We start from the raw sequence: 24127 nt of genomic DNA on the forward strand, positions 1-24127 counted from the left end.
GGCCTTGAGCGGAAAGGACACCGGATGAGCACATCGCATGACGCGTTTCGGAGCCTCGTTACGGATTACCTGGTCGGCCGGGGGAAAACCCCCTCGCAGATCGAGGATGCGGACGACTACATGCTGGAGGCGCGTGGCCGGATCGTCCAGCTCCGGCTTGGCCGCGAAGGGACCATGCTTGTGTCGACGATGGTCTTCTACAACGAGAACGACGACACCCAGGTGCGCGACACGGCCATCGCGGAGTTCAACGCCTACCACCTGTTCGCCGGCGGTTATTGCCTGCATGTGGATGAACGCAGCCAGTCGCTCTACGTCGAGCAGGAACTGACCGTCAGCCGTTTCGATGCGGATGGTTTGCGCGATCACATGGAGGATTTCGCGGTCCGGGCGACGAATTGCGCGCGCTGGTACCTGAAGGAACTGGCGGCATCCGACCCCGGCAGGACGACAGATCAACTGGTCTTCGCCTGAGCGGCACCCGCCTGAGCGTCGTCAAATGACATTTTCCGCATGTGTTACGGGAGGACACGGTTGTGTGCCTGACGGGACTTACAAATAGCAGTTCTGCCTCTTCGCTTCAGGGGAGCCATATTCAGGGATCTTCCCGGCTCAACAGCAGTAGCGCCAGCATCGACCTGAATGCCGGGCCGGGCAGCTCCAGCGGGGTCAAGAGCGGCTCAGGGCGTCTGGCGAGTGCGATGTCGTCGTCCATAAACCTGGGCGGGCAGGGGATGGGCTCCGTACACGCGAGCCACAGCCGGTCACTTGAAAGCGATGATTTCCTCGATGCTCTCAGCGAGGCGGATGACCAATCGGAGGATTTCGGCTTCGATCAGGCCAACAGTCTGAGCAACAGCGGTTCGCCCTCCCGCAGCGGAGAAACCTCGTCGGGCGCTGTTCAAGGGTCAAGTCACGACAACAGCGCGGTTTCCTCTTCGTCGGAAGTCCTCATCATCGATCCGGATGACGAAGTAAGCGAAACCCTTGTCTCCAATTCCGGCCTCCCGACATTCTCAGGTGTCCAGTCGTCCGACAACCTGAACGCACTTGAATCCATCACGGATGTCTCAACCTCGCAGGAGGATCAAGGGCCCGGCGGTTGTTGCAGTTGCTCCCTCAACGTTGGACAATCGTTGAAAGCCGGGCTCGTGCAGATGGTGTCAACGGCCCTGACCTTCGGCATCAAGCCGTGGGTGGAAGAAGGGCTCAAGGCCGCGCTTGCCCCTGCCGTCGGTGAGGCCATGGCAGGCCCTATTGCCGGTATCGTTGGCGGCGTTTTCATCGGAGTAATCCATACGACCGTTTCCAAGACGGTTTCGAGCGTCATGAATTCGGCGTTGTCGATGACCACTTACACCCCGACGGACAATCAACTCCGCGATGAACTGGCAACGATCGACGCACCGGTCACGGGTGCCTTTGTCGCAACCTATGCCTTGCGTGGCGGGTTCGTTGATCCGCAAGCCGGCCACGTAGCCGAAGCGGTTTCAAAAACGATTGCATCGTCGCTGGGCGGGCTGATTCAGGGTGTCGTTACCGATGTATTGAGGCAGACGGCTTTCAGCGACGACTTTGATCAGGGGCAAGCGCCGGAACTCTCGGATATCGACGCCAAGGAGATTGCCAAAACGGCGGTCAGCAGGATGTTAGAGAGTGGAGAGAATGCCGGCCACGATTACTTCGGCAAGGTTGTGGGAGCCGTCGTCGGAAACATGACCGCGCCGCTATGGGGGGGGCTCGAGATGAGTGGCTGGGCAAGCGGTGCGCTCGGAATGACGACGTTTCTCGCGTCATGGTTCGGCGGAATTCATGGGGGAGCCTTCGCGGGCGATCAAATCGCGTCGGCAATTCAGAATCTTAACGCAGGGGACGACCAGCCGAACGCCAATGGCGTTCCCTCGGAGTCGGTCTGACGGGCAGGAGACGGCTCGTTTCCCTTCGATATCTCCGCCGTGAGCCTGACGCTCGGTTCCTGAACGCTTGCGCCAGGTGGCGCGGATCGTTGCGGTGCGAACGCTTGGGGCGCGTCGAGGCAACCCCAATTATCAAAGGTACTCTGTGATGGACGCAACTCCGGCAACCGATTGGGAAATCGATGAGGTCTTTGCTCGTCTCGATCCGGAATCCGCCCGCGAGGTTGAGCTGGCCGGTTCCGACATTGCGCAGGCGCACCAGATGTTCTCTTGTCTGGCTTCCATCAGACAGGCCGACACGATCCGGCATGAGGGAGAGGTGCTCGCCGTCTTCGGTTGGTCGATCATTGACGGCGCGATCGAGACGGGTTTTCTGGCCAAGGAGAGGTTCTTCCGACCCGACATCCCATCCGTGCGGTTTCTTGGCAGGCACTTCCGCGCCTTGCAGGATAGAAGTGGCGGAATTCCGCTGATTTCCCATTCCTATTCGCGGCGCGCAACCGCGCCGCGCTGGTTCGATCTGATCGGCTACGACCTTGTCGCAACCGATGGACCTTGCCGGACCTACAGGCTGCCGGAACGCTCCGCTGCACGGCAGCGACAACGGTTCCGCCACCCGGCCTCAGGACCTGAAGGGGGCGGACGTGAAGACGTCGGCAAAAGGTGACGCGCCATCTGTGCCGGGCTTCGCGGCCGCGACGTGGTGGTCGCCTGCCTCCATGTCGAGGGCGCCGCGTTGCAAGGGATCCTTGTAGAGCTGCTCCTTGTTGGCCTCCACCCATGTCAGGATCTCGGCGACCACACCGAACCACTCATCCGGGATATAGGCGTCGATATCGGTGTCGGCGTAGAGCGCTCGGGCAAGCGGTGGGTGCCGGAAGACAGGCACTCCGGCCTGCTCGGCTTCCGCGCGCAGCCGGTGGGCATGGAGGTTGCGGCCCTTGGCAACGACCGTCGGCAGCGGCGTGATGCCGGGACGGTAGTCGATGGCGATCGCGAAATGGGTCGGATTGACCACCATGGCGGTGGATTTCCTGGCGCGTTCCACCCCGTCTCCCATGATCAGCTCCTGGGCCAGCTGTTTGCGCTGACCTTTGACCGTCGGGTCGCCCTCGCTTTCCTTGTATTCCCGTTTCACTTCGTCCTTCGTCATCATCAGGCTCTTGGTGTGGGTATGGCGCTGATACATGAAGTCGAGGCCCGCAACGACGACAAAGGCAAGGCCGGTGAAGAGCAGCGTTTCCTTCAGGATCGAACCGGTGACCTGAACGAGGCAGGGCATGCCGCAGCTCAATGAGTTCAGATAGGGGGAAATGGAGTCGCGGATGACATGGAACAGCAGCACCGAGAGAACCACGATCTTGAAGATCGACTTGAGTGTCTCCACGACCTGCTTCATCGAGAAGATCTTCTTCACGCCTTGCGCCGGGTTCACTTTTTCCAGCTTGGGCATGATGTTCTCGAAGGCGAAGATGCTGCCGAACTGAAGATAGTTCGAGAAGATGGCTGAGACGATCACGACCCCGAGGATCGGCAGGACGATCAGCACGCTGTCGTGGAAGGCGGCCGCGATCCCCTGCGCGGCGCTGGTGCGAAAGTCCTGACCGTGAAGCGCCGTGATCTGGTCGATAAGCCCGACGAGCCTGTCGAAGATCGACTGCGAGTTCATCCAGATGTAGACGATGACGCCGGCGAGCGTCGCCGTGGTCACCACCTCCTGACTGCGCGCGACCTGCCCCTTCTGCCGCGCGTCACGGACTTTCTTCGGGGTTGGCTGTTCCGTCTTTTCGCCGAAGGACTGGCCGCTCATGGTTGCCCCGCCTCGCCCGTTCGACCGGGCGTCGATGATGCCTTTTCGCCGATTGCCAGGATCTCGTAGAGCCGGTCCGTCCAGAGTGTGAAATAGCTCTGCTGGCCGGCGGCGTAAGGCAGCATCATGGCCATGTAGAAGATCAGGATGAGGAGCGCGATGGCGCTCTTGATCGGCATGGCCAGGATGAAGACCTGGATCTGCGGCGCGAAGCGGCTGACCAGCGCGAGCGCGAATTCCGACAGGAACATGATCGCCACCACCGGCGCCGCCATGATGAACATGGTGCGCACGCCGAGGTCGAGGACCTGAAGGACGAGAACGGGAAAGTCGTCCGAGATCAGCGGAATGGTCCTGGTCACCGGCCACAGGAGAAAGCTTCGGTAGACGACGCCGACGATGACGAGCATGCCGCCGATCGAAAAGAAATAGGTGACGAAGGCCTGCGAGAAGAGGTTGCCCAGCGGCGATGTCTGGTGGCCCTGAAGGGGGTCGATGCTCGAGGCGATCGCCGCGCCGCGCTGGTTGTCGATGAGATCGCCGACCGAGGTCACTGTCCAGAACAGCCAGCCGATCATGTAGCCGAAGACAAAGCCGACCACATATTCCTTCGCGAAGAACAGGGCGAAGGTCGGCAGATCCTGGCTGATCTCGGAGACATGGGCGAGATTGGCCGGAATGATGGGAAGGGCGAGGCTGAGGATCGCGGCATTACGCGCCAGCTTCGGCACCGCCGAGGGACTGAGGATCTGCGCGGAGGCGATGAAGGCATAAAGCCTTGGCAGGGAGATCAGAAGCGCGAGGATGAGGTCCTCGAAATTGCGAAAGAGCGGAAGAAGGACATCCATCGCGCGCCCCTAACGGATCATGTCCGGGAAATTGTCGAAAAGCGTCATCGTGAAGGTGAGCATTTCGCTTCCCAGAAACCCGGCGGTGGCCGCGATGGTGATGGCGACGGCGATGAGCTTGACCGCGAAGGAAAGGGTCTGCTCCTGAATCTGGGTGAGGGCCTGAAGCAGGCTCACGGCGATGCCGACGACGGAGGCCACAATGATTGGCGGCATCGACAACAGCAGGACCAGCATCATGGACTCTGTGATGACATGGACAATGTCAGACGGAGACATCGGCACTCCTACACATAGGTTTTGACCAGACCGAGAATGAGCCGCGACCAGCCGTCGACCATCACGAAGAGAAACAGCTTGAAAGGCAGGGAGATGGTCAGCGGCGAGACCATCATCATGCCCATGGCCAGCAGGATGTTCGACACGATCAGGTCGATCGCGATGAACGGCAGATAGAGCAGGAAGCCGATTTCGAAGGCTTCGCGCAGCTGGCTGACGGTGAAGGCGGGCAGCATGACCGCGATGTTGTCGGCATCGACGCGCGCCGCCAGCTCCGGCGGCCAGAGCGCGGCGGTCGCCTGCAGGAAGAACTGGCGTTCGCGTTCATCGGCATGATGGTCCAGAAAGCCCAGCAGCGGCCCCTTGGCGGCGTTGTAGGTCTGCTGCAGCCCGTCCAGCGAGTTGTAGACGAAATGCCCTTCTTTCAGGATGTCGTAGGTCTGGATGAAAACCGGCGCCATGATGTAGCCGGACAGGATGATGGCCAGCGCGTTCAGCGCCATGTTCGGCGGAATCTGCTGCACGCCCAGGGCATTTCGCACCAGCAGCAGCACCACCGCGATCTTGATGAAGGACGTGGCGACGACGGCCAGAAACGGCACCAGCGCGGCGCCAGCCAGCACCATGATGAGATTGAGTGGATCCATGTGCTGCCTCGAAGCCTCGCTGCCTAGGAGTCGTTGAGAAAGACGCGCGTCAAGCGGGCGGCGAGCCTGTCGGCGATGCGCACGAGATCCCCTTCGGCGATGACCTGATCGTGGACCCGAAGCGTCACCCGTGTGCTGTCGGCGCTGATCTCCGCAGGCAGCGGCACGGTGGCGCCGACCTGCCATGTCTCGATCTCGTTGAGCGCCAAAAGCGCGGAGCCGAGGGCGAAGGAGACCGGGGCCATCAGCACAGGTGGTGCCGCTTTCAGCTCCCCTGCCTGTTCGACATCGGTCGCGTCCTCCGGCCCGTTTTCGGGCGTCCGGTCCACTCCGGTTTCGGGCGCTTCGCAAACCGCTGCGGCATCGGTTTCCATGGTTTCGTCTCCGCTGAACGGGGTGATGGAGAGGCACTGCCAGTCCTGCTGCGACCTGTCGAACGTGTAGACATGTCCGTTTGCCAGAAGCGCGCGGCTTTCCGCTCGCGCAAGCTCGCGGAACAGGACGACATCTCCCGCTTCGAGCGCCCGGATGTCGCGCGCGGCAAGTCTGGCCTCGCCCGCCAGCCGCAGGACCGGCGTCCGGATCCGGGACCGCAACTGGCTGTGAACCTGCCGTGCGGAGGGGGGCGCATTTCTCAAGAGCGAGCAAATGTCATCGGGGCTGGCGCCAATGGAAAACAGGATCGGCATATCGCCGAAACCGGACAGGCTGCACGAAAACCAGTGTGCGGCCGCGGCCCCTGCATCGGTGGACAAGCGGTCTGCGAAAATGGACCCGTCGAGCGATGCCTTTTCGGCAAGAAAGCCGGGCAGGGCGCCCACCAGCGTCCACGCCATGCCTTGCTGCAACGCCTCGCAAAGGTCGGGTGGCATCTCCGCAAGGTCTCCGACGTCCAGTTCCACGCCGCAGATCGTGGCAAAGGGAAACTGCTCCACCTGCAGATAGAGGCGGCTCTTCCCGCCAAAGCCGATCTGGCGGACCCATCCGTCCCGCGGTGCCGAGTGCGTGGGGCGGAAGGAGAAAGTGACGTTCTTTTCCGAAAGCGTCACCGGCTGGTCCGCATGGCTCATCAGCGCGTTCCACACGGGAACGTCCTCAAGCTCGAGACGCAGGGTTTCCGCCTGCCAGGCCGGCGCATTCATCGCGCGCGCTCCGCTTGGCGCAAGAGCGAGGCCAGTTCGAACCCTGCATCCGAATGCGAGGGGGCTTCCGCCCCGCTACCGTCGCCGCTGGTCGACCTAATTCCTTTAAGGATTTTCACCCCATGGCGGGGATATCGCGCCTGCAGCGCATGGGCGAGCTGGGCGGCCGCGGCCAGAAGCCGGTTATCGGGATCAGCGGGATTTGCGCCCTCGCGGAACACAAGAGCGACCGTCAGCGTCGTGCCGTCCATGGTGACGTTGAAACCCGTCAAGGCGGTGGCGCCGTTGTCTGCCGGGATGTTCAGCGTGATCGCCGTCGGCGCAACGCAAGGACCGGGGCGCAGTGCCGCATCCAGACGGGGGGTGATGGTCTGGAGGATCGTCTCGATGCGCGCCTTCAGGTCTCCTTGCGGCGGGGGCCCCTGTCGGAGCGCGCGAGGGGCGCTCCCGGCCGAAAGCGGAACTTCCAGACTTGCCAGCAGAACGAAGGCATCCCCGTCGTCCTTCCCGCCCAGTCCTTTACCGTAGTCTCTTCCCTTGTCGCCCCCGTGGCCTTCGCCCTGGCCACGCGTCAGCCGTTCTTCAAATCGTGCCAGACGATCCTCGAGGTCGGCGCCCGGCTTCTGTTTCTCGCCCGCCCCGGAGCCGGAGCCCCTGGGGGTGTCGCGCGCATCCGTAGAGCCGCGTCCCGAGCCGCCGTTTGAAAACCGCGTATCCGCATGCCCTTCGCGTCCGGTTTCGCCGGGCGAATTCCTGTGCGACGTGTGGTTCGGGGAGGCGCGGTTGATATCTGTCATAGGGGAACGGACTGTGCCTTGCAGAACAGATCCTCGATCTCGGCTTCTTCGTTGCGCTCGGCGGTCATGGCGTGCTCCACGCGCATGTCCTCAAGCATCGTGTCGTATTTTTCGCGGGTCTTCTGTGCTGCTTGATACGCGAGACGCGCATCTTCCTCTTCTCTTGCGAGGCGCAGGCACTGCTGGACCGCCATTTCCAGTTCGTCCTTGAGGCACTGATGGGTCTTTTGCAGGCGGACGACCTTTTCCTTGGTCTCGTCGATAGCCTGGTGCTTGACCGGCTTCCTCATGATCGGCTGATAGATCGCGGTCTCGCGCTCGCCGAGCGTCGCTTCGCTCTCCTCGACCGCTTGCTTGCGCTGGTCCTGGACCAGATGCGCGCGGCGCAATTCCTCGCGCTTGGCGGTCATGGCACGCAGGGCCGCGTCCTCCCGGGTCGCCTTCACCCGCGCCAGGATCTTGAACTTGCCGATCATTTGAGAACGGTCTTCAGCTTGGCGAGCGTGTCGTCGAACGTGTCGAACTCATCGGTGCGCTGGCGCAGGAATTGGTTGATCGCGCCATATCTGGCGATCGCCAGATCGGCGGCCGGGTCGCTGCCCTGCTTGTATTCGCCGATCTTCACCAGCAGTTCCACGTCGGCATAGGTCGCCAGCAGGTTGTTCAGCTTGCCCGCCAGCGCCATGTGTTCGGGCGTGACGATCGCGGTCATGACACGGCTCTTGGAGGCGAGAATGTCGATGGCCGGGTAGTGGTTGGAGGCCGCCAGCTTGCGCGACAGGATGATGTGGCCATCGAGAATGGATCGGGTTTCGTCGGCCACGGGTTCGTTCATGTCGTCGCCTTCCACCAGTACGGTGTACATGGCGGTGATCGAGCCCTTGTCGTTCATGCCGACCCGCTCCATCAGCTTGGGAAGGTTCGCGAAAACGGAGGGCGGAAATCCGCGTCGGGTCGGCGGTTCGCCCGCGGCGAGACCGATTTCGCGCTGCGCACGGGCAAAGCGGGTGACGGAATCCATCAAGAACAGCACCCGCTTGCCCTGATCGCGGAAATATTCGGCGATTGCCGTGGCGACAAAGGCCGCCTTGGCGCGTTCCATGGAACTCTTGTCGGAGGTGGCGACCACCAGAATGGCCTTGGCCATGCCTTCGGGGCCGAGGTCATGTTCGATGAATTCGCGCACCTCGCGCCCGCGCTCGCCGATCAGCGCCATGACGGTGACATCGACATCCGCCCCCTTGACCAGCATCGACAAAAGCGTGGACTTGCCGCCGCCGGCGGCGGCGAAGATCCCCATCCGCTGGCCTTCGCCCGTGGTGAGAATGCCGTCGAGCGCGCGGATACCCATGGAAATCGGCGTGTCGATGACCTTGCGGGTCATCGGGTCCGGCGGGTTTTGATAGACCGGGTAACAGGCCTGCGGTGTGAACGCGTCCGTCTTGCCGTCGATGAAGTTGCCCATTCCATCCAGAACACGGCCCATCAGGCCGTCTCCGACCGGAACCTGCTGGACCCGCCCCGTGGGATGGACCTCGGTGCGCGGGGCGACGCCATGGGTTTCGCCGATCGGCGACAGAAGGGCTTCCTGGCCCGCGAACCCCACAACCTCCGCCATCAGGCGCTGGCCGGTCTTGCGGGTATATAGCTCTACGATCTCGCCGATCTGAACGTCCGAGATCACCGCATGAATGATCGTGCCGATGACCTTGGTCACCCGCCCGCTCATCCGGTAGGCGTCATGATCCCCGATCGCCCGCGAAAGCGCTGGTGCGAACCGGTTCAGGCGGGCGTCGAGGAGGGACAGGCCGGGGCCGATCCGCGCCGTTTGGCCTTTCGTCAGGGCCCTCGTCACGGTGCGTCCTCGACATCCTGCCCGCCCGTATCACCGCAAGGAGACGGGGAAAGATTGGCGCGTGCGGCGTCGATGATCGCTTCGATCTCGGCGATCTTGTCACCGAGTTCGCATTCGATCCGCCCGATCCGCGATTCAACGATGATGCTGGGCGCCGTCAGCGCCGCATCCTCGATCAGGTCGATGGTCTTGACCTCGGGAAACAGCATTTCGAGGCGGTTCGAGACCGGGATGAAAGCCTCGACGAGGCTTGTCGGGAGATAGATCTGGATCTGCGCTTCGCGGCGCATCTTGCGCAGCGCGCTGGATGCCGCCGCCTCGGCGAGCGTCATATCGTCGAATGTCGAAATGACCTTGCGGACGCAGGATTTGATCAGTTCGGCGAAGTCGGCTTCCAGGTCCACAAGCCTTGTATCGAGAAAGGCCTGCTCCACGAGAAGCCGCGAGAGCGCTTCTTCTTGCGCCGCCTGTCGCCCCTCGCGATAGCCGCGCTCCTTTTCCGCCTCATACTGGGCCCGGGCGTCCCGGCGGATCTCCTCCGCCTGCCTTTGCGCGGCCAGAACGAGGTTGCGCGCCTCGTCAAGCGGCGCCATGTCCCGGGCTTTCACGACACCATTGCCGGCGGATATGGCGTGGTCGAGCGTGCGCAGATCGTAGATAAGGTCGCTCATGCGATCCCCCTGTGCGCAAGCAATGTCTTCAGTTCCGCGATCTGAACTTCGCTGATCGTCTCGCCAGTGTGGAATTGTCGGCGGACGGCTTCCGGGAAGCGGAAACCGAGCAGCGTCGCCAGTGTCCGGTTCGTGGCCCTGGCGAACGCCATCAGCGTCTTCATACCCTCCATGACCAGAGCATGCGGCATCGCATCGGATTGGGGGGCTTTCTCCAATTCGCTATCCAGCCGCACATTGGCGCTGCGCGACGGCAGGTGCGGGAAAAAGACCGGAACCTCGCGAAGCGCGATGACAAAGGCCTCGGAACCGAGGATCGCTTGTGCCTTCTGCCGGTTCGATTTGAGAACGCAGCGCCGGATCTGCGGGTAAAGCTGCGCCGCCGCGCAATATTTCGATATGTCCAGCAGGGCGCCGGGATCGAGCTTCAAGAAACCGATCACCAGTTTCGCATCCGGCCTTTCCGCAAGATCGCGTGCCAGCCCCGGTTCAATGGCGAGATCCGTCAGTCCCAGATGCCGGGCGAGGGCGAGGTTCAGGGGCGCCTGGAAGGACCGCACCGAGGCGATCTTTTTCAAGGTGTCCGCGTTCAGCGGATTGAGGCCCAGATGGTCCTCATGAAAGTGGGAGAGCGGGCGCGTGATGTGGGATGCCACCAAGGCCAGCTCGCCAAGCGCCTTGTGACTGGTCTGCGCGGAGTTTTCCATCATCCTCCCCCGCACCTACTCTTCCGCCTGGGTCTGCTGAACCAGCCGGGTTTCCATCTTCCGTCTGGCGCTGCGGGCTCTCATGAAGCCGTAGCCCGTCGCGAGGTTGGAAAGGAGCAACACGGCTATCAGGGCGAGCAGGCCGCCCGCGAGTTGCCAGAAATAGCCCTGATCGCCCTCCCGCACGCCCAGACCGGGCAGAAGTTCGGCAATGACGGAGCGCGGCTGCTGGTTGAGCACCTGCGGCCGCTCCGCCTCGACCATCACCACCGACACGCTTTCATAATCGACCCCTTCGATTGAATTCGCGACGAGGCGCCTGATCTGCGGCACGAAGAAATCGAGATTGACGCCGATGCGGTGCTTGATGAACACCGCGGCGGAGGAGGGCTTGATCTTCTCGCCAAGGCCCGGGTCCTCGGGCAGGACGATATGGACACGGGCGGTCAGCACGCCGTCGATCTCGCTCAAGGTCCTGGAGACCTCTTCCGCAAGCGCGTAGACGAACCTGACCCGTTCCTCGAACGGCGACGACATGATCCCGCTCTTCTTGAAGACATTGCCGATGGAATCCCGCACCTCGCGCGGATAACCGTTCTGGTTGAGGATCTGGATGGCGCGCGGAAGCTCGCTTTCCTCCACGAGCAGCGTCACCCCCTCCTTGGCCTTGTACTGCTTGTCGGCGCTGACGCCGTTCGCCTGCAGGATGGCGAGCATCTCGTTCGCATCCCGTTCGGTCAGTCCGCTGTAGAGATCCAGCTTGCACGCGCCCAGAAGGACGCAGACGCCCAAAATGAACACGCAGCGGAAAAGGACAGTTTTTCTAACGGTCAGCATTAGGCACAAGAACCTGTTTCTACTGTCCTTTCATCAGCGTATCGAAAGTCTGCGTGGACTTGCCGGTAAGCTTTGATGTGACATCGATGAGAAGGGAATATTTGATGATTTCGACCTGGACGGCGAAGAGCTGGCCCTCTCGCGTCATCCAGCTGCCGGAGGCGTCCGTGAGGCGGCTCGTTTGCCCGTCGAACGCGCTGCGAAGACGCGAAAGTCCGTCCAGAATGGAATCGCCGCGCGAATCCGTTGACTGGATGGCCCCCGGTGCCGTTACCGGTGAGCGATCAAGGTCGAGCCCTCTCAACGCCCGTTGCCGGTCAAGCGCGGGGCTGGACGTCGGCGTCAGGCCGCCAGGATTTGCCTGTGAGCCGTAGGTTTCGCCCACGGCGGGCCCTGCGCCGGACGAGGGGGCGCTTTCCGCCGGGGGGAAAGGGAACGTGGTCGGCGCGGCGGATGCGCCCGTGGGCGAGACCGGTTGCGCCGAACCCGCGCCGGCCTGTTGCATGGCGACATCAAAGCGGGCAATCGACGACCCCGTGCCGGCATTCGCGATACCTGCGGGGGGAAGACCGGCGAGCTGGCCTTGAAATGCTTCGCCCGTCTGCTCCGGAGCCAGCGTGGCGCTTCTCATCGTGTTTGCAAGTAATGTGGTCGCTGCAACCATCTCGATACTGATCCTCACTCCGGATGCGCTGCAGTTTCGCCGTGGGACAACCGGGATGGCGGGTTTCCATCACTTTGGCGGGCGGGTTCACATGTTGGCGAGGACACCCTCGGCCATGCGGGAAAACGGGGTCTCCGGGGCGATCTGACAAACGGTTTGGAGGGTCTCGCGCCCATCCGGCACGTTTCCCCCCTGGATCAGCGCGATGCCCAGGAAGGTTCTGGTTGCGACGGTGGTCGGCGCCCTGTTCAGCTTTGTGATGGCGCTTTGCGCATCGCCGCTGAGAATGTCGACCATGCTCTCGCCGAGAAAGCCGGCTTCCTGATCCGGACGAAGCGCGCATATCGCCTTGAAGATGGCGCGGGCGTGGTCGTTCATGCCTCTGGACCCGGCGATGAAACCGATATCCGCAAGCAGGCTGATCAGGTCTCGGTCAAGGATGTCGTCCATGCCATCTCATATCGGACTTGCCGGCTTGCGCGGATGAATCCATCGCAGGACGCGGGCGGTTAAAGGCGTGGGCGGCCTCTCATGGCCGGCCTGTCTTGAGCCCTAACTCCGAATTGAAAAGGTGGCTGTCCCATTTAGCACACCGCCGATTGTCGATCCGACGTTCCCTGAAGCAATGAAGGAAGCAGCCCGCAGAGCAAGAAGCAGCCGATGACGATAGCGCGCGTCTTACATGCCATGTCGAAGCGCAATGACGTGATCCTCGCGTTCTTGCTGATCTGCATCGTCTTCATGATGATCCTGCCGCTTCCGACATTTCTCGTCGATGCGTTGATCGGCCTGAACCTGTGCATTGCCGCGATTTTGTTGATGGTCGCCGTTTATCTGTCCGACATCGTCCAGTTTTCCGCGTTTCCGTCCATCCTGCTTTTGACCACGCTCTTCCGGCTCGCGCTGTCGATCACCACCACACGGCTCATCCTGCTGCAGGCGGATGCGGGCAAGATCGTCGAGACATTCGGCAACTTCGTCGTGGCGGGCAATCTGGTCGTGGGGTCGGTGATCTTCCTGATCCTGACGATCGTGAACTTCATGGTGATCACGAAAGGGTCGGAGCGTGTCGCGGAGGTTTCCGCGCGCTTCTCGCTGGACGCCATGCCCGGCAAGCAGATGTCGATCGATTCCGACATGCGTGCCGGCATGATCGAGATGGACGAGGCCAAGCGCCGGCGCGCCAAGCTGGAAAAGGAAAGCCAGCTCTACGGCGCCATGGACGGCGCCATGAAGTTCGTCAAGGGCGATGCGATCGCCGGCCTGATCATCATCGCGGTCAATATCATCGGCGGCGTCATCATCGGCACCAGCCAGCGCGGGATGGAAACGTCGGAAGCGCTCGATGTGTATTCGATCCTGACCATCGGCGACGGGCTGGTCTCTCAGATCCCGGCGCTGTTCATCTCCATCACCGCGGGCTTCATCGTGACGCGCGTGTCGTCCGATGAAAACAATGATCTGGGCAGCGACATCGCCTTCCAGCTCATCAACGAACCGAAAGCGTTGATGATCGCCGCGGGTGTCTTGCTGGGCTTTGCCGCCGTGCCGGGCTTTCCTCCCGGGGTCTTCATTCCGCTTGCCTTGCTGTGCGGCGTCGGCGGCTTCTTCATCATGCGAAACCGGAAAAAGGCGGCAACAGCGAACCGTTCCCACGAAATGCCGAATTTCGCCCCGGCAATCGCGAAGAAGGGCGATACCCCCGCCTTTCCGGACAATGACGAGGCGGCCGACTTCGAGAAAGTGGACGCCGTCACCTTCGCCCTGACGGTGCCGCTGATCGTCGATATCGCCTCGGCGGTTCGCGGCGCGATCCGGCCGGAAAAGCTCGACAACGAGGTCGCACGCGTCCGCCGCGCGCTCTATTTCGATCTCGGAGTGCCGTTTCCCGGCATCAATCTGCGACTGAACGACAATCTGAAAGAAGGCGAATACCGCATCATGGTCAATGAGATCCCTGTTGCGGAAGGGCTCGCGCGACCGGGCTATTTCATTGCCCGCGAAACAGCGGATAACCTGAAGATGTTCGGGGTACCGTACGAGGTCGGCGACGACTTCCTGCCCAATACCAAGAGCCATTGGGTCGCCATGAAACACCTGCCCATCGTGCAAAGGGCGGGCATTCAGATCATGACGCTCTCCTCCATGCTGACCTATCACCTCGCGCATGTGCTGAAGGATCACGCCGGCGAATTCATCGGGATTCAGGAAGCGATGTACCTGATGAACAAGATGGAGGCGGATTTCGGCGAACTGGTCAGGGAGGCAACGCGCGCCCTGCCGATCACGACCATAACCGACATTCTCAAGCGGCTGGTCAGCGAAGAGATTTCGATCCGCGATCTGCGCACCATTTTGCAGGCATTGGTGGCATGGGGACAGAAGGAGAAGGACCCGATCATGCTGACGGAGCATGTGAGGGGCGCGCTCAGCCGCTACATCACCTACAAGTTCTCCGCCGGGCAGAACGTCATTCCCGCCTACCTTCTCTCCAAGGAGGTCGAGGACGAAATTCGCGGGGCGGTCCGTCAGACCAGCGGAGCCTCCTACCTGGCGCTTTCGCCCGACATTCATCGCCAGCTCATCGGGGCGATCAGGGAGGCATTGGGCGAGGTGACCCAGCACACATCCATGCCGGTGATGCTGGCGCCGATGGACATTCGCCGGTTCATGCGAAAGATCGTGGAGCGGGACTTCCCGAACCTTCCGGTCCTTTCGTTCCAGGAGCTTGCGGCGGACGCGAATATCCAGCCGCTTGAACGGATCAGGCTCGGCAATACCGGCCAGCAGAAACGTCTTTCCACGGTCTGAGGCGGGGCGGATGAGCAGGTTCGACACTCAAATCAACGCATATGTCTGTTGCCTGTCGGGTTTCGTCGGCATTCATCTGCTGGTGCATGGCGTCCCGCTCTGCGGGGCCACGATCCGGTTCGCATTGTTGGCCGGCATCGGTCTGCTGCTCGTCCTTGGCGGACTTTGGCTGAACAGCACGGGAGGCCGTTGGGGCGGGAGAAAATGGCTCGGCCCCGTCGTGGTGCTGGTTGCCGCCGGCTGCTCCATCTATCCGGTCATCTGGCCGCACGCCTTCAGCGGTATGGGACTGGCCCATGCCGTGGAGACCACGCGCCTGTGGCCACAGGCCCTTGTCTGCCTGTTCGCCGGCCTGGTTCTGGCAAAGAAGGATATCGCGACGCGCCATGCCGTGGGTCGCAACAGCTCGGCATCAATCGCGCCCTACGTACTGTTCGGATCGGGGCTCACCTTCGCGGCCTACGCGCTTGTGACCCGGTTCGCGATCGCGGGGGACACGCGCGGCGCGAACTGGCTTGCAAGCGCGCTTCTGGGCGAGACGCCGATCCGTTATCTGATCGTCGCCATCTTCTTTGTCATCGCCTCCTACATCGTCGATGCCCTGATGCGCGTGCGAACGGGCGTGCCCCTGACCGGGGCGATACGCAAATTCATCCGCACGCTGATCGCTGCGCTGCCTCTGCTCGGCTTTCTGGGGACCGTTGTCGGCATCATGAGAGCGCTCGCGGGATTGCCGCTCGTCTTCTCCGGCGATCATACCGTAGCCGCGGATCTGGCCCCCGCGCTGACCATGAGCCTCGGCGGCATTTCCCTCGCCTTTGAAACGACGCTGCTCGGACTTGTCGCCAGCCTCATCACGACCTTGGCGCTCGGCTATGTCGAAAAGGTGGAAGCCGACTTTCCCCCCGTCACAAACCGCGTCGCAAACCCCGAGGCACACTGACCATGACGGAGGATGACGGTCCCGAAGAGCCGTTCGATCCGGGGATCGATATTCTCGCCGGCCTGACGGCCGTCATTCTTCTGTCGGTGATCGCCATCCTGCCCATGGCGAACCTCGCAAAGTCCCGCATTGCCGAAATCGGACGGGTCATGGAAAGGCTCTTGCGGGAGGGGCCTGATGCGACCGGCAACGCGGCCCGGCTGCTGGTCATTGCCCGTCATGACGGGGCAACCGTCTCGGGGCCGGAGCCCGCTTTTGTCTCTCTCGACGACATCCTCGACAATCAACCGCTCTGGTCGAGGATCCTGGCCAGTTCGCGAAAGGATGAGGTGCCCGTTCTCTTCATCGAGGAAAGCGGGCAGGAGGCCGCTTTTCTGCTGGAGACGCTCTTCAGCCGTGCCGGACTTTCAACGATTTCGCGCGTCTTTCTGGACGGCGCCTGCGGGTTCTTCAAGGAGCGATACAAACCGGGCCAATGCGATTTCGGCGCAGGGCGGACGCGCTTGACCGGCGACGACGATGCGCAATAGCGCGTTTGTCGTTCTGTCCGATCTCGTCGCCAGTACCCTGGGGATTGCGGTTCTCCTGTTCCTGCTCGCCATTGCCGGTGGGCCGAAGAGTGGCGGCCCGCTGGCAAACGATATCTCCGCTCACAGCCTGGAAGCGTCTTTCAAGACTTACGACAGCCCCCCGTTGTCGCCGCAAGACGTGGTCGCTGCCCTTTATGCCCGAACCTGGGGCAGCGGGCATGCGGCGACCGTGATCGACGTTTTTTCCGATCGCATCGTGCTTGTCCGGCACAGCTCGGAGAAGTTCGATCCGGGGACGGAAATTCCGCGCAAGGGCTTGAATCGAGGGGATTTGCCGCCTGGCGTCCTCAGTGGGCATTCAGAAAAACTCCCCGGACCTATAGTATTTAACTTCTCAAACGAAATGCTGAACGTATTGGGCCGGAATGGTTCGTTCCCGGCTAAGAAGGCGCTTGTTATATCCGTGCCACGTGCCTTGTATCGCGTCGGCCCGAATGGTCGCACAAGCTGGTCACCCGGATTTTCTGATCTGATTGGCTCGCGAAGTAATTATCAGCTATTCCGAAAAAGACTTGAAGGATTGTTGGCCGACGTCCCGTCTTCGTCCCGTCTGCATGTTAACGAAGATGGACGTTTGGCGCGCGGGGCGCATTTCTCATTCCATACAGGCCGAGCCTTGTCGCGGATCCCCGAAGTAATTGAAAAATTGATAATAATCATCCTCTACGGCATGTCGGCGCTGATTGTTCTTCGCGTGGAGAGAAATCGGTGAATCGTCATAAGAGTGCTAAATGTTACAGAGTGACGCAGAATATCCCTGTTGAATGTTAAAAAAATTAAGGCTTTCGGAGGCTGAGGGGATGATGCCATGGCATGGACTGCGAACCCGTTGCAGAAGTCGACTGTGTCGGCGGCTTTCAATGAAGTGACGCGCGGCCCGGACGGATCCAATAATCTTGGAGCCGTGCGGCGAGAGCAGGGCTCGACCCCAATTGCTCAACTGAAAGAATCCAAGTTCGAAGAATATCTGAACAGGGGCGGGCTGATGACCCTGCCGCATGACGAAGGCGGGCGGGATGCAACCGGGTTCGATCCAGCAAGGGAGCTGGAGGCTGTGTCAGTCTATCAACGGCCCGGTACGATTATCTAGGCAGTAAAACACGAATGATTTATCTGAATAGAAGCAATTTTCCTTGCTTCTATAGTAATGATAGGTTTTGAAATGTTGCATTGGTTGCCTGATTACGACGAACTTAATGCCGACGTCAAGTCGGCGATTGCAAGATCGTCGTATAAGACGGTGTATAATAAGAACAGTGTGATATACTTGCAGGAAGATTCTGCGGACAAATTCTATATTGTACTATCCGGTTATGTCCGCCTCTCCTACATCATGGAAGATGGGACGGCGATCCTGTATGCGATTGTGCCTCCCGGCGAGAGCTTCGGCGAGCTGGGGGTGTTCGACCGGTCTTTCTACACCGATACGGCTTCGACAATCGGAACGGTCAGCGTATTGGTCGTCAATGCGGACATTTTCCATACGGCCGACAGTTGTGGCCGCGAAATTCGCGCGGCGCTCAGCGACCTGATCGCCAGTCGCTACAAAACCTATATTGACGTTACTAAAAGCCTTTATCTGACAAGTCTTTCCGCGCGGCTGGCGTTGTCCTTGCTGCGGCTGACGATGAGCCTCGGCCATACCATGGAATACAAGGGACGTGTCGTTCCCTTTCTGGGCACGATGGTGACCCAGAGCGATCTCGGGGCGATGGCGCGGGGCACGCGCGGCAATGTCAACCGGGTGCTCAAGACATGGGAGCGCGAGGGTCTGATCGTCGCCCAGGACCGGAAAATCATCATTCTCGATCCGGAAGGCCTGGAGACGCAGACCATGAACGGGGGGTGGTAGGTGGCAATGTCGAACACGATTTCCGCTCACGACGACGAGGCCGGGCCGGCTTTCGGAATGACCGATCTTGAGGAGAGGCTCGCAGGCCCCGACGGGCTCGATGTGCGAGAGCAGACGGCCGCGATGCTGGCCGACAAGGCAAGCCGATTGCGGGCGCTGATCGATGCGGGAATGACGCCCGCGGATTATCACAAGGCAAGCGCGGCGCACGTGGCTCTGGCGGCGGCCTACGACATTGTTTCCCGGTTTCCCGCAGGTTTACGAGCAGACCGAAAATAACAAGCACGTTGGACGAACAGACAGGAAGCGAAAAATGGCAAACATATCTTCAAGTGCGGCGTTTACGGGAACATCCGGTTCTCCGCCGACCTATCCCGGTGGCACGGGGTCCGCGAATTACAACGCGAACCGGGAAGGTTTCGACCTGATTTTCCGTCAGACCGAACTTCAGGGCCAGATGGCCGCCATCGAGGAGGATATCCGGAACATCGAGGCGAACACCAACCTCTCCGATACGGAAAAGATGTTCTCGATGCAGATGGCGATGAACGCCTGGTCGGCGGTGACCAATCTGCGCACCAACATGATCAAGAGCGTGTCGGATTCTCTCAAGACGATCGCCCGCAACGTGAACTGATCAGTGGCCGCCCGACCGGTTCGCCCGGCAACAAACAGACCTGGAGCGGTTTCCGTTCTGGCGGAATCGCCTGGGCGACAGGAAACCGCTCCAACCGCACAGGCGAAATCGCCTGCCTGATAAAACTACAGAGAAATCAGTGTGTTGAGATGTGTTTGGCATATCTCGATCGCTCGGCTTGTTGCCAACTGAACGGAATATGGCCGGAAAGTCACGGGCCCGCCGTGCAGCTTGTCAGGTGCCGGCAGTGGAACTCGAGGCGGATCGGCGGGCGCTTTGCAGTGCTTGTTCGAAATACGATGGTTGAGCGAAATGACGTCGATTGACAACAGTGGCCAATTGATCCTGAAGGTTTTTTCCGGCCTGCAATCCGGCGTCGAAGTGGCCTTGTCGGAGGGCGAATATACGTTCGGCTCCGGTCAGGACGACGATCTGCAGTTCGTGGACGTTCTGTTGAAGAGCGGCCATGCGCGTCTTCGCATCAAGGGTGGCGTCATCGCGGTCGCGGGAGGAGGGGGCGGGCTTTCGACCGGCTCCGGCCTTCAGATCGAGGCCGGTGACGAGGAATGGCGGGAAATCGAGCCGCTCGATTTGCTGTCCATTGGCGGCATATCCGTTGCGATCGGCCCGGCGGACGCGAAATGGGCCGACCTGACAGTCAATATGGAGCAGCGCAAGCCTCCCCAAAAGGAGGCGGAGCGCACCCGCGCTTCTCGGTCGCAAGACAAAGGCTCCGGTTCTGCGGGGCGATATGCGGCGGTTGCGGTGGGAAGCGTCTTTGTCCTTGTCTCGTTTCTCTGGCTGGTCGTTCCGGACCTGCACGCCAGTGGCGATGCGACGGGACGCGCGACGAGCTCCAGTTTCCAGATCGTCCGCAGCGTACTGGATGCGTTTCCTTTCGGGCGCCCGATCAAGCTTCGCCAGGAAGTTGACGGTGCCTTGTATGTCGAAGGGTATGTCGAAGAGCCGGTCGAACAGCGGGCGCTCAAGAACGCGATAGAGGAAGCCGGAATTCAGGTGCATCTGCGGCTCTGGATACTGGAGACCATCCGCAGCCAGATAGATGCCACGATCGCCAACCAGAAGGTCGACGTGACATATGTCCTTTCGCCCCGGGGCGAGCTGACGTTCAGCGGCACAATTCTGTCGGAAGACCGCTCGAACCACTTCCTGAATACCATCCGGCGCGAAATCCTGGGGATCTCGGATATCACCTATGACGTGAAGACGGAGGAGACGTATTTCGCGGAAGTCAGACAACTGTCGGCACGCTCCGGCATAGACGATACGGTCCTCTTCCGGCTCGATAACAAGCGGATCGAGGCCAGCGGCGTCGTCACCACCGACAAGCTCGACGCCTGGGTCGGGTTCATTCAGGCCTATGCGCGCCGCTACGCCGACCTCATCCCCCTTACATCCTATGTGCAGCTTGTAAACGAGCAGGGGCAGGTCCTGTCGCAAGGCAAGCCGACGGTGGTAGGCGCGTCGACGGCGATCCGGAACTCGACGACGGACCCGGCAGGGGCACAGCCGGAATACGTCCTGGACCTGGAGAAGCTCAAGCTCGGGGCTTTCGGCCCGCAGGATGTATTCGCCGAGCTTGCCGCGCCCATAACCGACAATCGGTCCGATCCGGCCGACGTGACCAACGGCATCGCTCATCTGCCCGTGACCTCCGAGCCGCCCGTGACTTCCGAGCCGCCCGTGACTTCCGAACCGTCAGGCAGTCAATGGCGCGCGCCGGAGCCGCCTGCGCCGTCTCCTGGCGGGGATGATCTTGTTGCCAGTGCCAGGGATGTCTTTGAGGCGCACGCGGCGGATCCTCAGGACCGAAAGGTCGGAAGGACTGGCCCGACCGCTCCCGCTGATCTGGCGGATGGTGGCGGCACGCCCGGTTCCACGGTCGGTGACGTCAACCCCGATGGACGGGCCGCCCCGGCGAGCGAAACGACGGACCCGACCGCTGAGCGGGTTCTCGACCGCTGGAATAACGTGGCGCGCCAAAGCGCGGCGGTTCCGACGCCGGAAGAGGGCGCATCGGACGGTCCGTCCGCGACGTCCGAGAAGGCGCCGGCCGCGAAAGTCGGCGCCGACGATGACATGCGGAGCATGTTTCTGCCCCTGATCCTGCAGCCGCAAGCCGGCCGTCAGCAATGTTGGGACGGCTCGGTGCTCACGGAATCCAATCTGGTGACGGTGCTGTTCTGGCTCGATTTCCTGAGCCTGACGACCGAGAAGTCCTTGGTCGGTTTCGATCAGAACAGCCAGTACCTCCTGCTGGAGGCGGCCCTCAATCCCGAGCGCACACGCCTGTGTGCCCAAAGGCTCGCAGGCAAACAGGGCATCCCCCTGCATGCGATGTCGCTTTATCTCGCCGAGGCCGAGCGCAATCCGGCCTTCGTCCGCTTCCTCGTGCGCGACTTCCAGGTGCCGGCCATGCAGATAAGCGGTGTCATGCTTCGTGATCGTGTCCGCTATCTGCAGATGAGAAACGGCGTGAAGATCCGGGAGGGAAGCTCGCCGGACGTCAGCAGCAGACTGGCGAGCATCGGCGCCCTGGGGGCATTGGTTAGATCTCGTGGCGGTATTGTTCCTGTGATCTACTCAGAAGACTTGTCCTGGCGGGCATTTGACTAGATTTAATGTATACATATTGTAAAGTTCAAATATTTGCGCGTGAACTATAGAGAATATTCTGTCTCTTAATTTTATATCAATCCAGAAGAAGCGTCTTTGTGCGGCGGAATCGCGGGAATGTGTCAGAATGCTCTGTAAATCAGTCTCAAGGTATAGAAGTCGGCTGTTGCGCCCTGCGATGATTGCGGTTCTGCTTCTCCAGGTGGGGTGTTCCGGGGTTCAGGGGCCGGATGCCATTGTGGGCGAGCCTTGGCTCGCATCCTATCGCGATGATGTGCGCGGCAAGGGCATCGATACGGCGAACGTCAATCTTCCGTCCAGCGGGAAGGTGCCGGTCGGGGTTGTCGCCGTCATCGATAACGAGCCGACCAATATCTCTCTTCCGGGCGAAGAAATTCAGCGCAATGCCGGCGAACTGGCCAGTGCCGGCGCATCGAAATACGACCTCAGCGAGCAGGTGGAAATCTCGTTCGACAACGATCCCCTCGACTATGTCGTCAAGCAGCTTCTTGGCGGCTTGCTGGCCGCGAACTACGTGACCGCGGACAAGCTGGAAGGGCGCGTTTCCTTCAAAACGGAACAGCCGGTGCCCCGTGCGGTCATTCCGTCCATCCTGCGCGATATCCTCGCGCGCCATGGCTACGTCATGAAGCTGATCAACGGCGTTTACCAGATCGGAAGTGGCGAAACGATCGCGGTTCTCGAGAACAACGCGGTCGCCGGCGCTTCCGGGGAATATGTCAATCAGATCGTCAATCTGAAGCGCGGAAAGGCGGAGGATCTCGCCGCCGTCGTGGCCAGCATTCTGCCGCGCGGAGCAACGGTGACACCGGTTGCCAGTACCAATTCCCTTGTCCTGCGGTTGAGCCCGGTCGATGTGAAGCCGGTCACGGAACTGATCCGGGCGCTGGTCGACAGCGGCGCCGCAAGCAGCCTGGTGGCGGTCATTCCGGTGCGCGAAAGCTCGCCGGAAAAGGTCGCCGGCGCGATCAATGCCTATTATTCCAGTCAGGATATCGCGGCCGCCGAGGTGCCTCTCATCATCCCGCTGGAGGATCAGCAGGCCTTGCTGGTCGGCGCGAAGACGCAGCGCATCCTGCGCAATGCCCGAACCCTCATCTCCGGTCTCGACAAGGACAACCGGGACGCGCCGTCATTGCGCGTCATTCCGCTTCAGCACCTGCCGCCGGCCGATATTGCAAACCAGCTCAATGCGATATTTGGAGGCGAGGGGGCCGGCGCCGGCAACAGGCCCGCGGACACGAGCCGGACAGCGCGCGCCGACAACCGGGACGAGACCACAACCGATGCCAATAGCGGCGGCGACAGTGTCCCGACGCCCTCCATCATCCGCTCTTCGACCGGCAGAGGGCAGGCATCGCCGACAGCGGCCAGTTTCGAGCAAGGCCGAAATGACGGTTCATTCGCGCCGAAAGTGGACGCGACCATTCCGCAAACCGATACCGGCATTTCAATCGTGCCGGATACGCGAAACAACGCCTTGCTGGTCTACGCGACCTTCCGTCAGTTCAAGCGCATTCGCGACGTGGTCCGTGCGCTGGACCTGCCGTTGGCTCAGGTCGTCATCGAGGCGACGATCGTCGAGGTCGATCTGACCGACGGTCTGGATTACGGCGTGCAGGCTTATCTGCGCGGGGAGGGGCTCGATGTGCGTTCCTCCCGGTCGCCATTTATCGCGGACCCGGGCGGCGCGGGGGGCGTCGCCTCCTTCGATATCGATTTCGGCGACTACACCGCGAGCTTCGTCCTGCATGCCCTACAGGCGGTTACCAATGTGAAGGTCATTTCATCGCCATACCTGACGGTCCTGGACGGCCGCTCGGCGCGCCTGTCGGTCGGCGATCAGGTCCCGTATCTCACCAAGCAAACCGCCGCAACCAATACGGGAACCACGACGACGACGAACGAGATCGAGGTTCGCGATGTCGGCATCATATTGCAGGTGACGCCCAGTATCCGCGCCGACAACTCCGTCGTTCTCACCATCCAGCAGGAGGTCAGTTCCGCAAAGACCGCGGCGAACGGCGATGAACTCACGCCGATCATCCAGCAGCGGACCATCAATTCCGATATCGTCGTGAATTCCGGCAAGACCGTGCTGCTCGGCGGCCTGATCCAGGATCGCGACGACAAGGTGACGACCGGCGTGCCCGTTCTGTCGAGCGTTCCGCTGATGGGAAACCTGTTCAAGCAGACGAACAGCAAGAAGAGCCGCACCGAACTGGTGGTCATGATCACGCCGCGCGTGGTGCGCAGGCCGTCCCAGATTCAGAACATCACCCGGTTGATCAAGGCGCGCCTGTCGACGCCCTGACCCGCCCGCACTTCGCCCTTGTCGCGCGGGCGCCTCTCCGCGACGTCCTTCATTTCCGGGTGGGCGGGGAAAGCGGCGGCGGGCTGAGGCCGGGCCTGCGGCCTGTCAGCAGAGGCAGCGGCCTATCAGCAGAGGCAAGGGCCTGCGCG

Annotated in this window: 26 protein-coding genes; 13 read left to right on the plus strand and 13 right to left on the minus strand. The window is 61.4% G+C overall.

What is annotated here, in order from left to right:
• The first annotated feature begins 24 nt into the window (after positions 1-24).
• The 3 genes from C8N35_RS20855 to C8N35_RS20865 all read left to right on the plus strand — a co-directional run bounded on the left by C8N35_RS20855 (position 25) and on the right by C8N35_RS20865 (position 2583).
• The gene (locus C8N35_RS20855; protein ID WP_107991668.1) at positions 25-474 is read left to right on the plus strand and encodes a hypothetical protein; all 450 of its coding nucleotides are present in this window, start codon (positions 25-27) and stop codon (positions 472-474) included.
• Between the two features lie 227 nt (positions 475-701).
• Entirely contained in the window at positions 702-1916 is a 1215-nt protein-coding gene (locus C8N35_RS20860; protein WP_146177443.1) for a hypothetical protein, read from the plus strand.
• 76 nt (positions 1917-1992) lie between these two features.
• Positions 1993-2583 (plus strand): hypothetical protein, encoded by a 591-nt coding sequence (locus C8N35_RS20865; RefSeq protein WP_146177444.1) that lies wholly within the window; start codon positions 1993-1995, stop codon positions 2581-2583.
• Here the strand turns inward: C8N35_RS20865 and sctU are convergent.
• The 13 genes from sctU to C8N35_RS20930 all read right to left on the minus strand — a co-directional run bounded on the left by sctU (position 2539) and on the right by C8N35_RS20930 (position 12623).
• Positions 2539-3726: a type III secretion system export apparatus subunit SctU gene (sctU, locus tag C8N35_RS20870; protein WP_107991671.1), complete on the minus strand. Its 1188-nt coding sequence runs from the start codon at positions 3724-3726 to the stop codon at positions 2539-2541. The genes C8N35_RS20865 and sctU overlap by 45 nt on opposite strands.
• Entirely contained in the window at positions 3723-4574 is an 852-nt protein-coding gene (gene sctT, locus C8N35_RS20875) for a type III secretion system export apparatus subunit SctT (RefSeq protein WP_107991672.1), read from the minus strand. The genes sctU and sctT overlap by 4 nt, the downstream gene beginning before the upstream one ends.
• Positions 4575-4583: 9 nt before the next feature.
• The gene (gene sctS, locus C8N35_RS20880) at positions 4584-4853 is read right to left on the minus strand and encodes a type III secretion system export apparatus subunit SctS (RefSeq protein ID WP_107991673.1); all 270 of its coding nucleotides are present in this window, start codon (positions 4851-4853) and stop codon (positions 4584-4586) included.
• A gap of 8 nt (positions 4854-4861) precedes the next feature.
• Positions 4862-5500, minus strand: coding sequence for a type III secretion system export apparatus subunit SctR (gene sctR, locus C8N35_RS20885; RefSeq protein ID WP_107991674.1), 639 nt, complete (start codon positions 5498-5500; stop codon positions 4862-4864).
• Positions 5501-5523: 23 nt separating this feature from the next.
• Positions 5524-6642, minus strand: coding sequence for a FliM/FliN family flagellar motor switch protein (locus tag C8N35_RS20890; protein WP_107991675.1), 1119 nt, complete (start codon positions 6640-6642; stop codon positions 5524-5526).
• Complete coding sequence (locus C8N35_RS20895; protein WP_107991676.1) at positions 6639-7439, minus strand: hypothetical protein; 801 nt, start codon at positions 7437-7439, stop codon at positions 6639-6641. The genes C8N35_RS20890 and C8N35_RS20895 overlap by 4 nt, the downstream gene beginning before the upstream one ends.
• On the minus strand, positions 7436-7915 hold the full coding sequence (gene sctO, locus C8N35_RS20900; RefSeq protein WP_107991677.1) for a type III secretion system stalk subunit SctO: 480 nt from the start codon (positions 7913-7915) through the stop codon (positions 7436-7438). The genes C8N35_RS20895 and sctO overlap by 4 nt, the downstream gene beginning before the upstream one ends.
• A complete protein-coding gene (gene sctN / locus C8N35_RS20905; RefSeq protein WP_281261784.1) occupies positions 7912-9294 on the minus strand; it encodes a type III secretion system ATPase SctN in 1383 nt (460 codons plus the stop codon). Before sctN ends, sctO begins: the two co-directional genes overlap by 4 nt.
• A complete protein-coding gene (locus C8N35_RS20910) occupies positions 9291-9965 on the minus strand; it encodes a hypothetical protein (RefSeq protein WP_107991678.1) in 675 nt (224 codons plus the stop codon). Before C8N35_RS20910 ends, sctN begins: the two co-directional genes overlap by 4 nt.
• Entirely contained in the window at positions 9962-10675 is a 714-nt protein-coding gene (locus tag C8N35_RS20915; RefSeq protein WP_107991679.1) for a hypothetical protein, read from the minus strand. The genes C8N35_RS20910 and C8N35_RS20915 overlap by 4 nt, the downstream gene beginning before the upstream one ends.
• 12 nt (positions 10676-10687) lie before the next feature.
• Positions 10688-11509: a type III secretion system inner membrane ring lipoprotein SctJ gene (sctJ, locus tag C8N35_RS20920; RefSeq protein ID WP_107991680.1), complete on the minus strand. Its 822-nt coding sequence runs from the start codon at positions 11507-11509 to the stop codon at positions 10688-10690.
• Positions 11510-11528: 19 nt separating this feature from the next.
• A complete protein-coding gene (locus C8N35_RS20925) occupies positions 11529-12173 on the minus strand; it encodes an EscF/YscF/HrpA family type III secretion system needle major subunit (RefSeq protein WP_107991681.1) in 645 nt (214 codons plus the stop codon).
• 87 nt (positions 12174-12260) lie between these two features.
• Positions 12261-12623, minus strand: coding sequence for a tetratricopeptide repeat protein (locus C8N35_RS20930; protein ID WP_107991682.1), 363 nt, complete (start codon positions 12621-12623; stop codon positions 12261-12263).
• Between the two features lie 210 nt (positions 12624-12833).
• On the opposite strand from C8N35_RS20930, the gene sctV reads away from it, so the two are divergent.
• From sctV to gspD, 10 genes are all read left to right on the plus strand, one after another.
• Positions 12834-14984 (plus strand): type III secretion system export apparatus subunit SctV, encoded by a 2151-nt coding sequence (gene sctV, locus C8N35_RS20935; RefSeq protein WP_210203631.1) that lies wholly within the window; start codon positions 12834-12836, stop codon positions 14982-14984.
• 10 nt (positions 14985-14994) lie between these two features.
• Positions 14995-15927, plus strand: a complete 933-nt coding sequence (locus C8N35_RS20940) for a MotA/TolQ/ExbB proton channel family protein (RefSeq protein WP_107991684.1) — start codon at positions 14995-14997, stop codon at positions 15925-15927.
• A gap of 2 nt (positions 15928-15929) precedes the next feature.
• Entirely contained in the window at positions 15930-16457 is a 528-nt protein-coding gene (locus C8N35_RS20945) for a hypothetical protein (RefSeq protein ID WP_107991685.1), read from the plus strand.
• Entirely contained in the window at positions 16447-17229 is a 783-nt protein-coding gene (locus C8N35_RS20950) for a hypothetical protein (protein WP_107991686.1), read from the plus strand. The genes C8N35_RS20945 and C8N35_RS20950 overlap by 11 nt, the downstream gene beginning before the upstream one ends.
• A 96-nt stretch (positions 17230-17325) precedes the next feature.
• A complete protein-coding gene (locus tag C8N35_RS23740) occupies positions 17326-17607 on the plus strand; it encodes a hypothetical protein (protein ID WP_146177445.1) in 282 nt (93 codons plus the stop codon).
• A 72-nt stretch (positions 17608-17679) separates the two neighbouring features.
• Positions 17680-18369 carry a Crp/Fnr family transcriptional regulator gene (locus C8N35_RS20955; protein WP_107991687.1) on the plus strand — a complete coding sequence of 230 codons (690 nt, stop codon included), beginning with the start codon at positions 17680-17682 and terminating at the stop codon, positions 18367-18369.
• A gap of 6 nt (positions 18370-18375) precedes the next feature.
• On the plus strand, positions 18376-18648 hold the full coding sequence (locus C8N35_RS20960) for a hypothetical protein (protein ID WP_107991688.1): 273 nt from the start codon (positions 18376-18378) through the stop codon (positions 18646-18648).
• Positions 18649-18682: 34 nt separating this feature from the next.
• Entirely contained in the window at positions 18683-19006 is a 324-nt protein-coding gene (locus tag C8N35_RS20965) for an EscF/YscF/HrpA family type III secretion system needle major subunit (protein ID WP_210203632.1), read from the plus strand.
• A 231-nt stretch (positions 19007-19237) separates the two neighbouring features.
• A complete protein-coding gene (locus tag C8N35_RS20970; RefSeq protein ID WP_146177446.1) occupies positions 19238-21643 on the plus strand; it encodes an EscD/YscD/HrpQ family type III secretion system periplasmic domain-containing protein in 2406 nt (801 codons plus the stop codon).
• 166 nt (positions 21644-21809) lie between these two features.
• Positions 21810-23978, plus strand: a complete 2169-nt coding sequence (gspD, locus tag C8N35_RS20975; protein WP_170122203.1) for a type II secretion system secretin GspD — start codon at positions 21810-21812, stop codon at positions 23976-23978.
• The last annotated feature ends 149 nt before the right edge of the window (positions 23979-24127 follow it).

This window comes from Breoghania corrubedonensis, assembly GCF_003053845.1.
Lineage (GTDB): Bacteria > Pseudomonadota > Alphaproteobacteria > Rhizobiales > Stappiaceae > Breoghania > Breoghania corrubedonensis.

Coding starts and splice junctions, on each gene's coding strand:
- C8N35_RS20930 (WP_107991682.1), bottom strand. CDS start 12,623: ATGGACGACATCCTTGACCGAGACCTGATCAGCCTGCTTGCGGATATC.
- C8N35_RS20950 (WP_107991686.1), top strand. CDS start 16,447: ATGCGCAATAGCGCGTTTGTCGTTCTGTCCGATCTCGTCGCCAGTACC.
- C8N35_RS20960 (WP_107991688.1), top strand. CDS start 18,376: ATGTCGAACACGATTTCCGCTCACGACGACGAGGCCGGGCCGGCTTTC.
- sctU (WP_107991671.1), bottom strand. CDS start 3,726: ATGAGCGGCCAGTCCTTCGGCGAAAAGACGGAACAGCCAACCCCGAAG.
- sctR (WP_107991674.1), bottom strand. CDS start 5,500: ATGGATCCACTCAATCTCATCATGGTGCTGGCTGGCGCCGCGCTGGTG.
- C8N35_RS20945 (WP_107991685.1), top strand. CDS start 15,930: ATGACGGAGGATGACGGTCCCGAAGAGCCGTTCGATCCGGGGATCGAT.
- C8N35_RS23740 (WP_146177445.1), top strand. CDS start 17,326: ATGGCATGGACTGCGAACCCGTTGCAGAAGTCGACTGTGTCGGCGGCT.
- sctS (WP_107991673.1), bottom strand. CDS start 4,853: ATGTCTCCGTCTGACATTGTCCATGTCATCACAGAGTCCATGATGCTG.
- C8N35_RS20855 (WP_107991668.1), top strand. CDS start 25: ATGAGCACATCGCATGACGCGTTTCGGAGCCTCGTTACGGATTACCTG.
- C8N35_RS20955 (WP_107991687.1), top strand. CDS start 17,680: ATGTTGCATTGGTTGCCTGATTACGACGAACTTAATGCCGACGTCAAG.
- C8N35_RS20860 (WP_146177443.1), top strand. CDS start 702: ATGTCGTCGTCCATAAACCTGGGCGGGCAGGGGATGGGCTCCGTACAC.
- C8N35_RS20890 (WP_107991675.1), bottom strand. CDS start 6,642: ATGAATGCGCCGGCCTGGCAGGCGGAAACCCTGCGTCTCGAGCTTGAG.
- sctJ (WP_107991680.1), bottom strand. CDS start 11,509: ATGCTGACCGTTAGAAAAACTGTCCTTTTCCGCTGCGTGTTCATTTTG.
- sctT (WP_107991672.1), bottom strand. CDS start 4,574: ATGGATGTCCTTCTTCCGCTCTTTCGCAATTTCGAGGACCTCATCCTC.
- C8N35_RS20895 (WP_107991676.1), bottom strand. CDS start 7,439: ATGACAGATATCAACCGCGCCTCCCCGAACCACACGTCGCACAGGAAT.
- C8N35_RS20910 (WP_107991678.1), bottom strand. CDS start 9,965: ATGAGCGACCTTATCTACGATCTGCGCACGCTCGACCACGCCATATCC.
- C8N35_RS20915 (WP_107991679.1), bottom strand. CDS start 10,675: ATGATGGAAAACTCCGCGCAGACCAGTCACAAGGCGCTTGGCGAGCTG.
- C8N35_RS20925 (WP_107991681.1), bottom strand. CDS start 12,173: ATGGTTGCAGCGACCACATTACTTGCAAACACGATGAGAAGCGCCACG.
- C8N35_RS20965 (WP_210203632.1), top strand. CDS start 18,683: ATGGCAAACATATCTTCAAGTGCGGCGTTTACGGGAACATCCGGTTCT.
- sctV (WP_210203631.1), top strand. CDS start 12,834: ATGACGATAGCGCGCGTCTTACATGCCATGTCGAAGCGCAATGACGTG.
- sctO (WP_107991677.1), bottom strand. CDS start 7,915: ATGATCGGCAAGTTCAAGATCCTGGCGCGGGTGAAGGCGACCCGGGAG.
- C8N35_RS20940 (WP_107991684.1), top strand. CDS start 14,995: ATGAGCAGGTTCGACACTCAAATCAACGCATATGTCTGTTGCCTGTCG.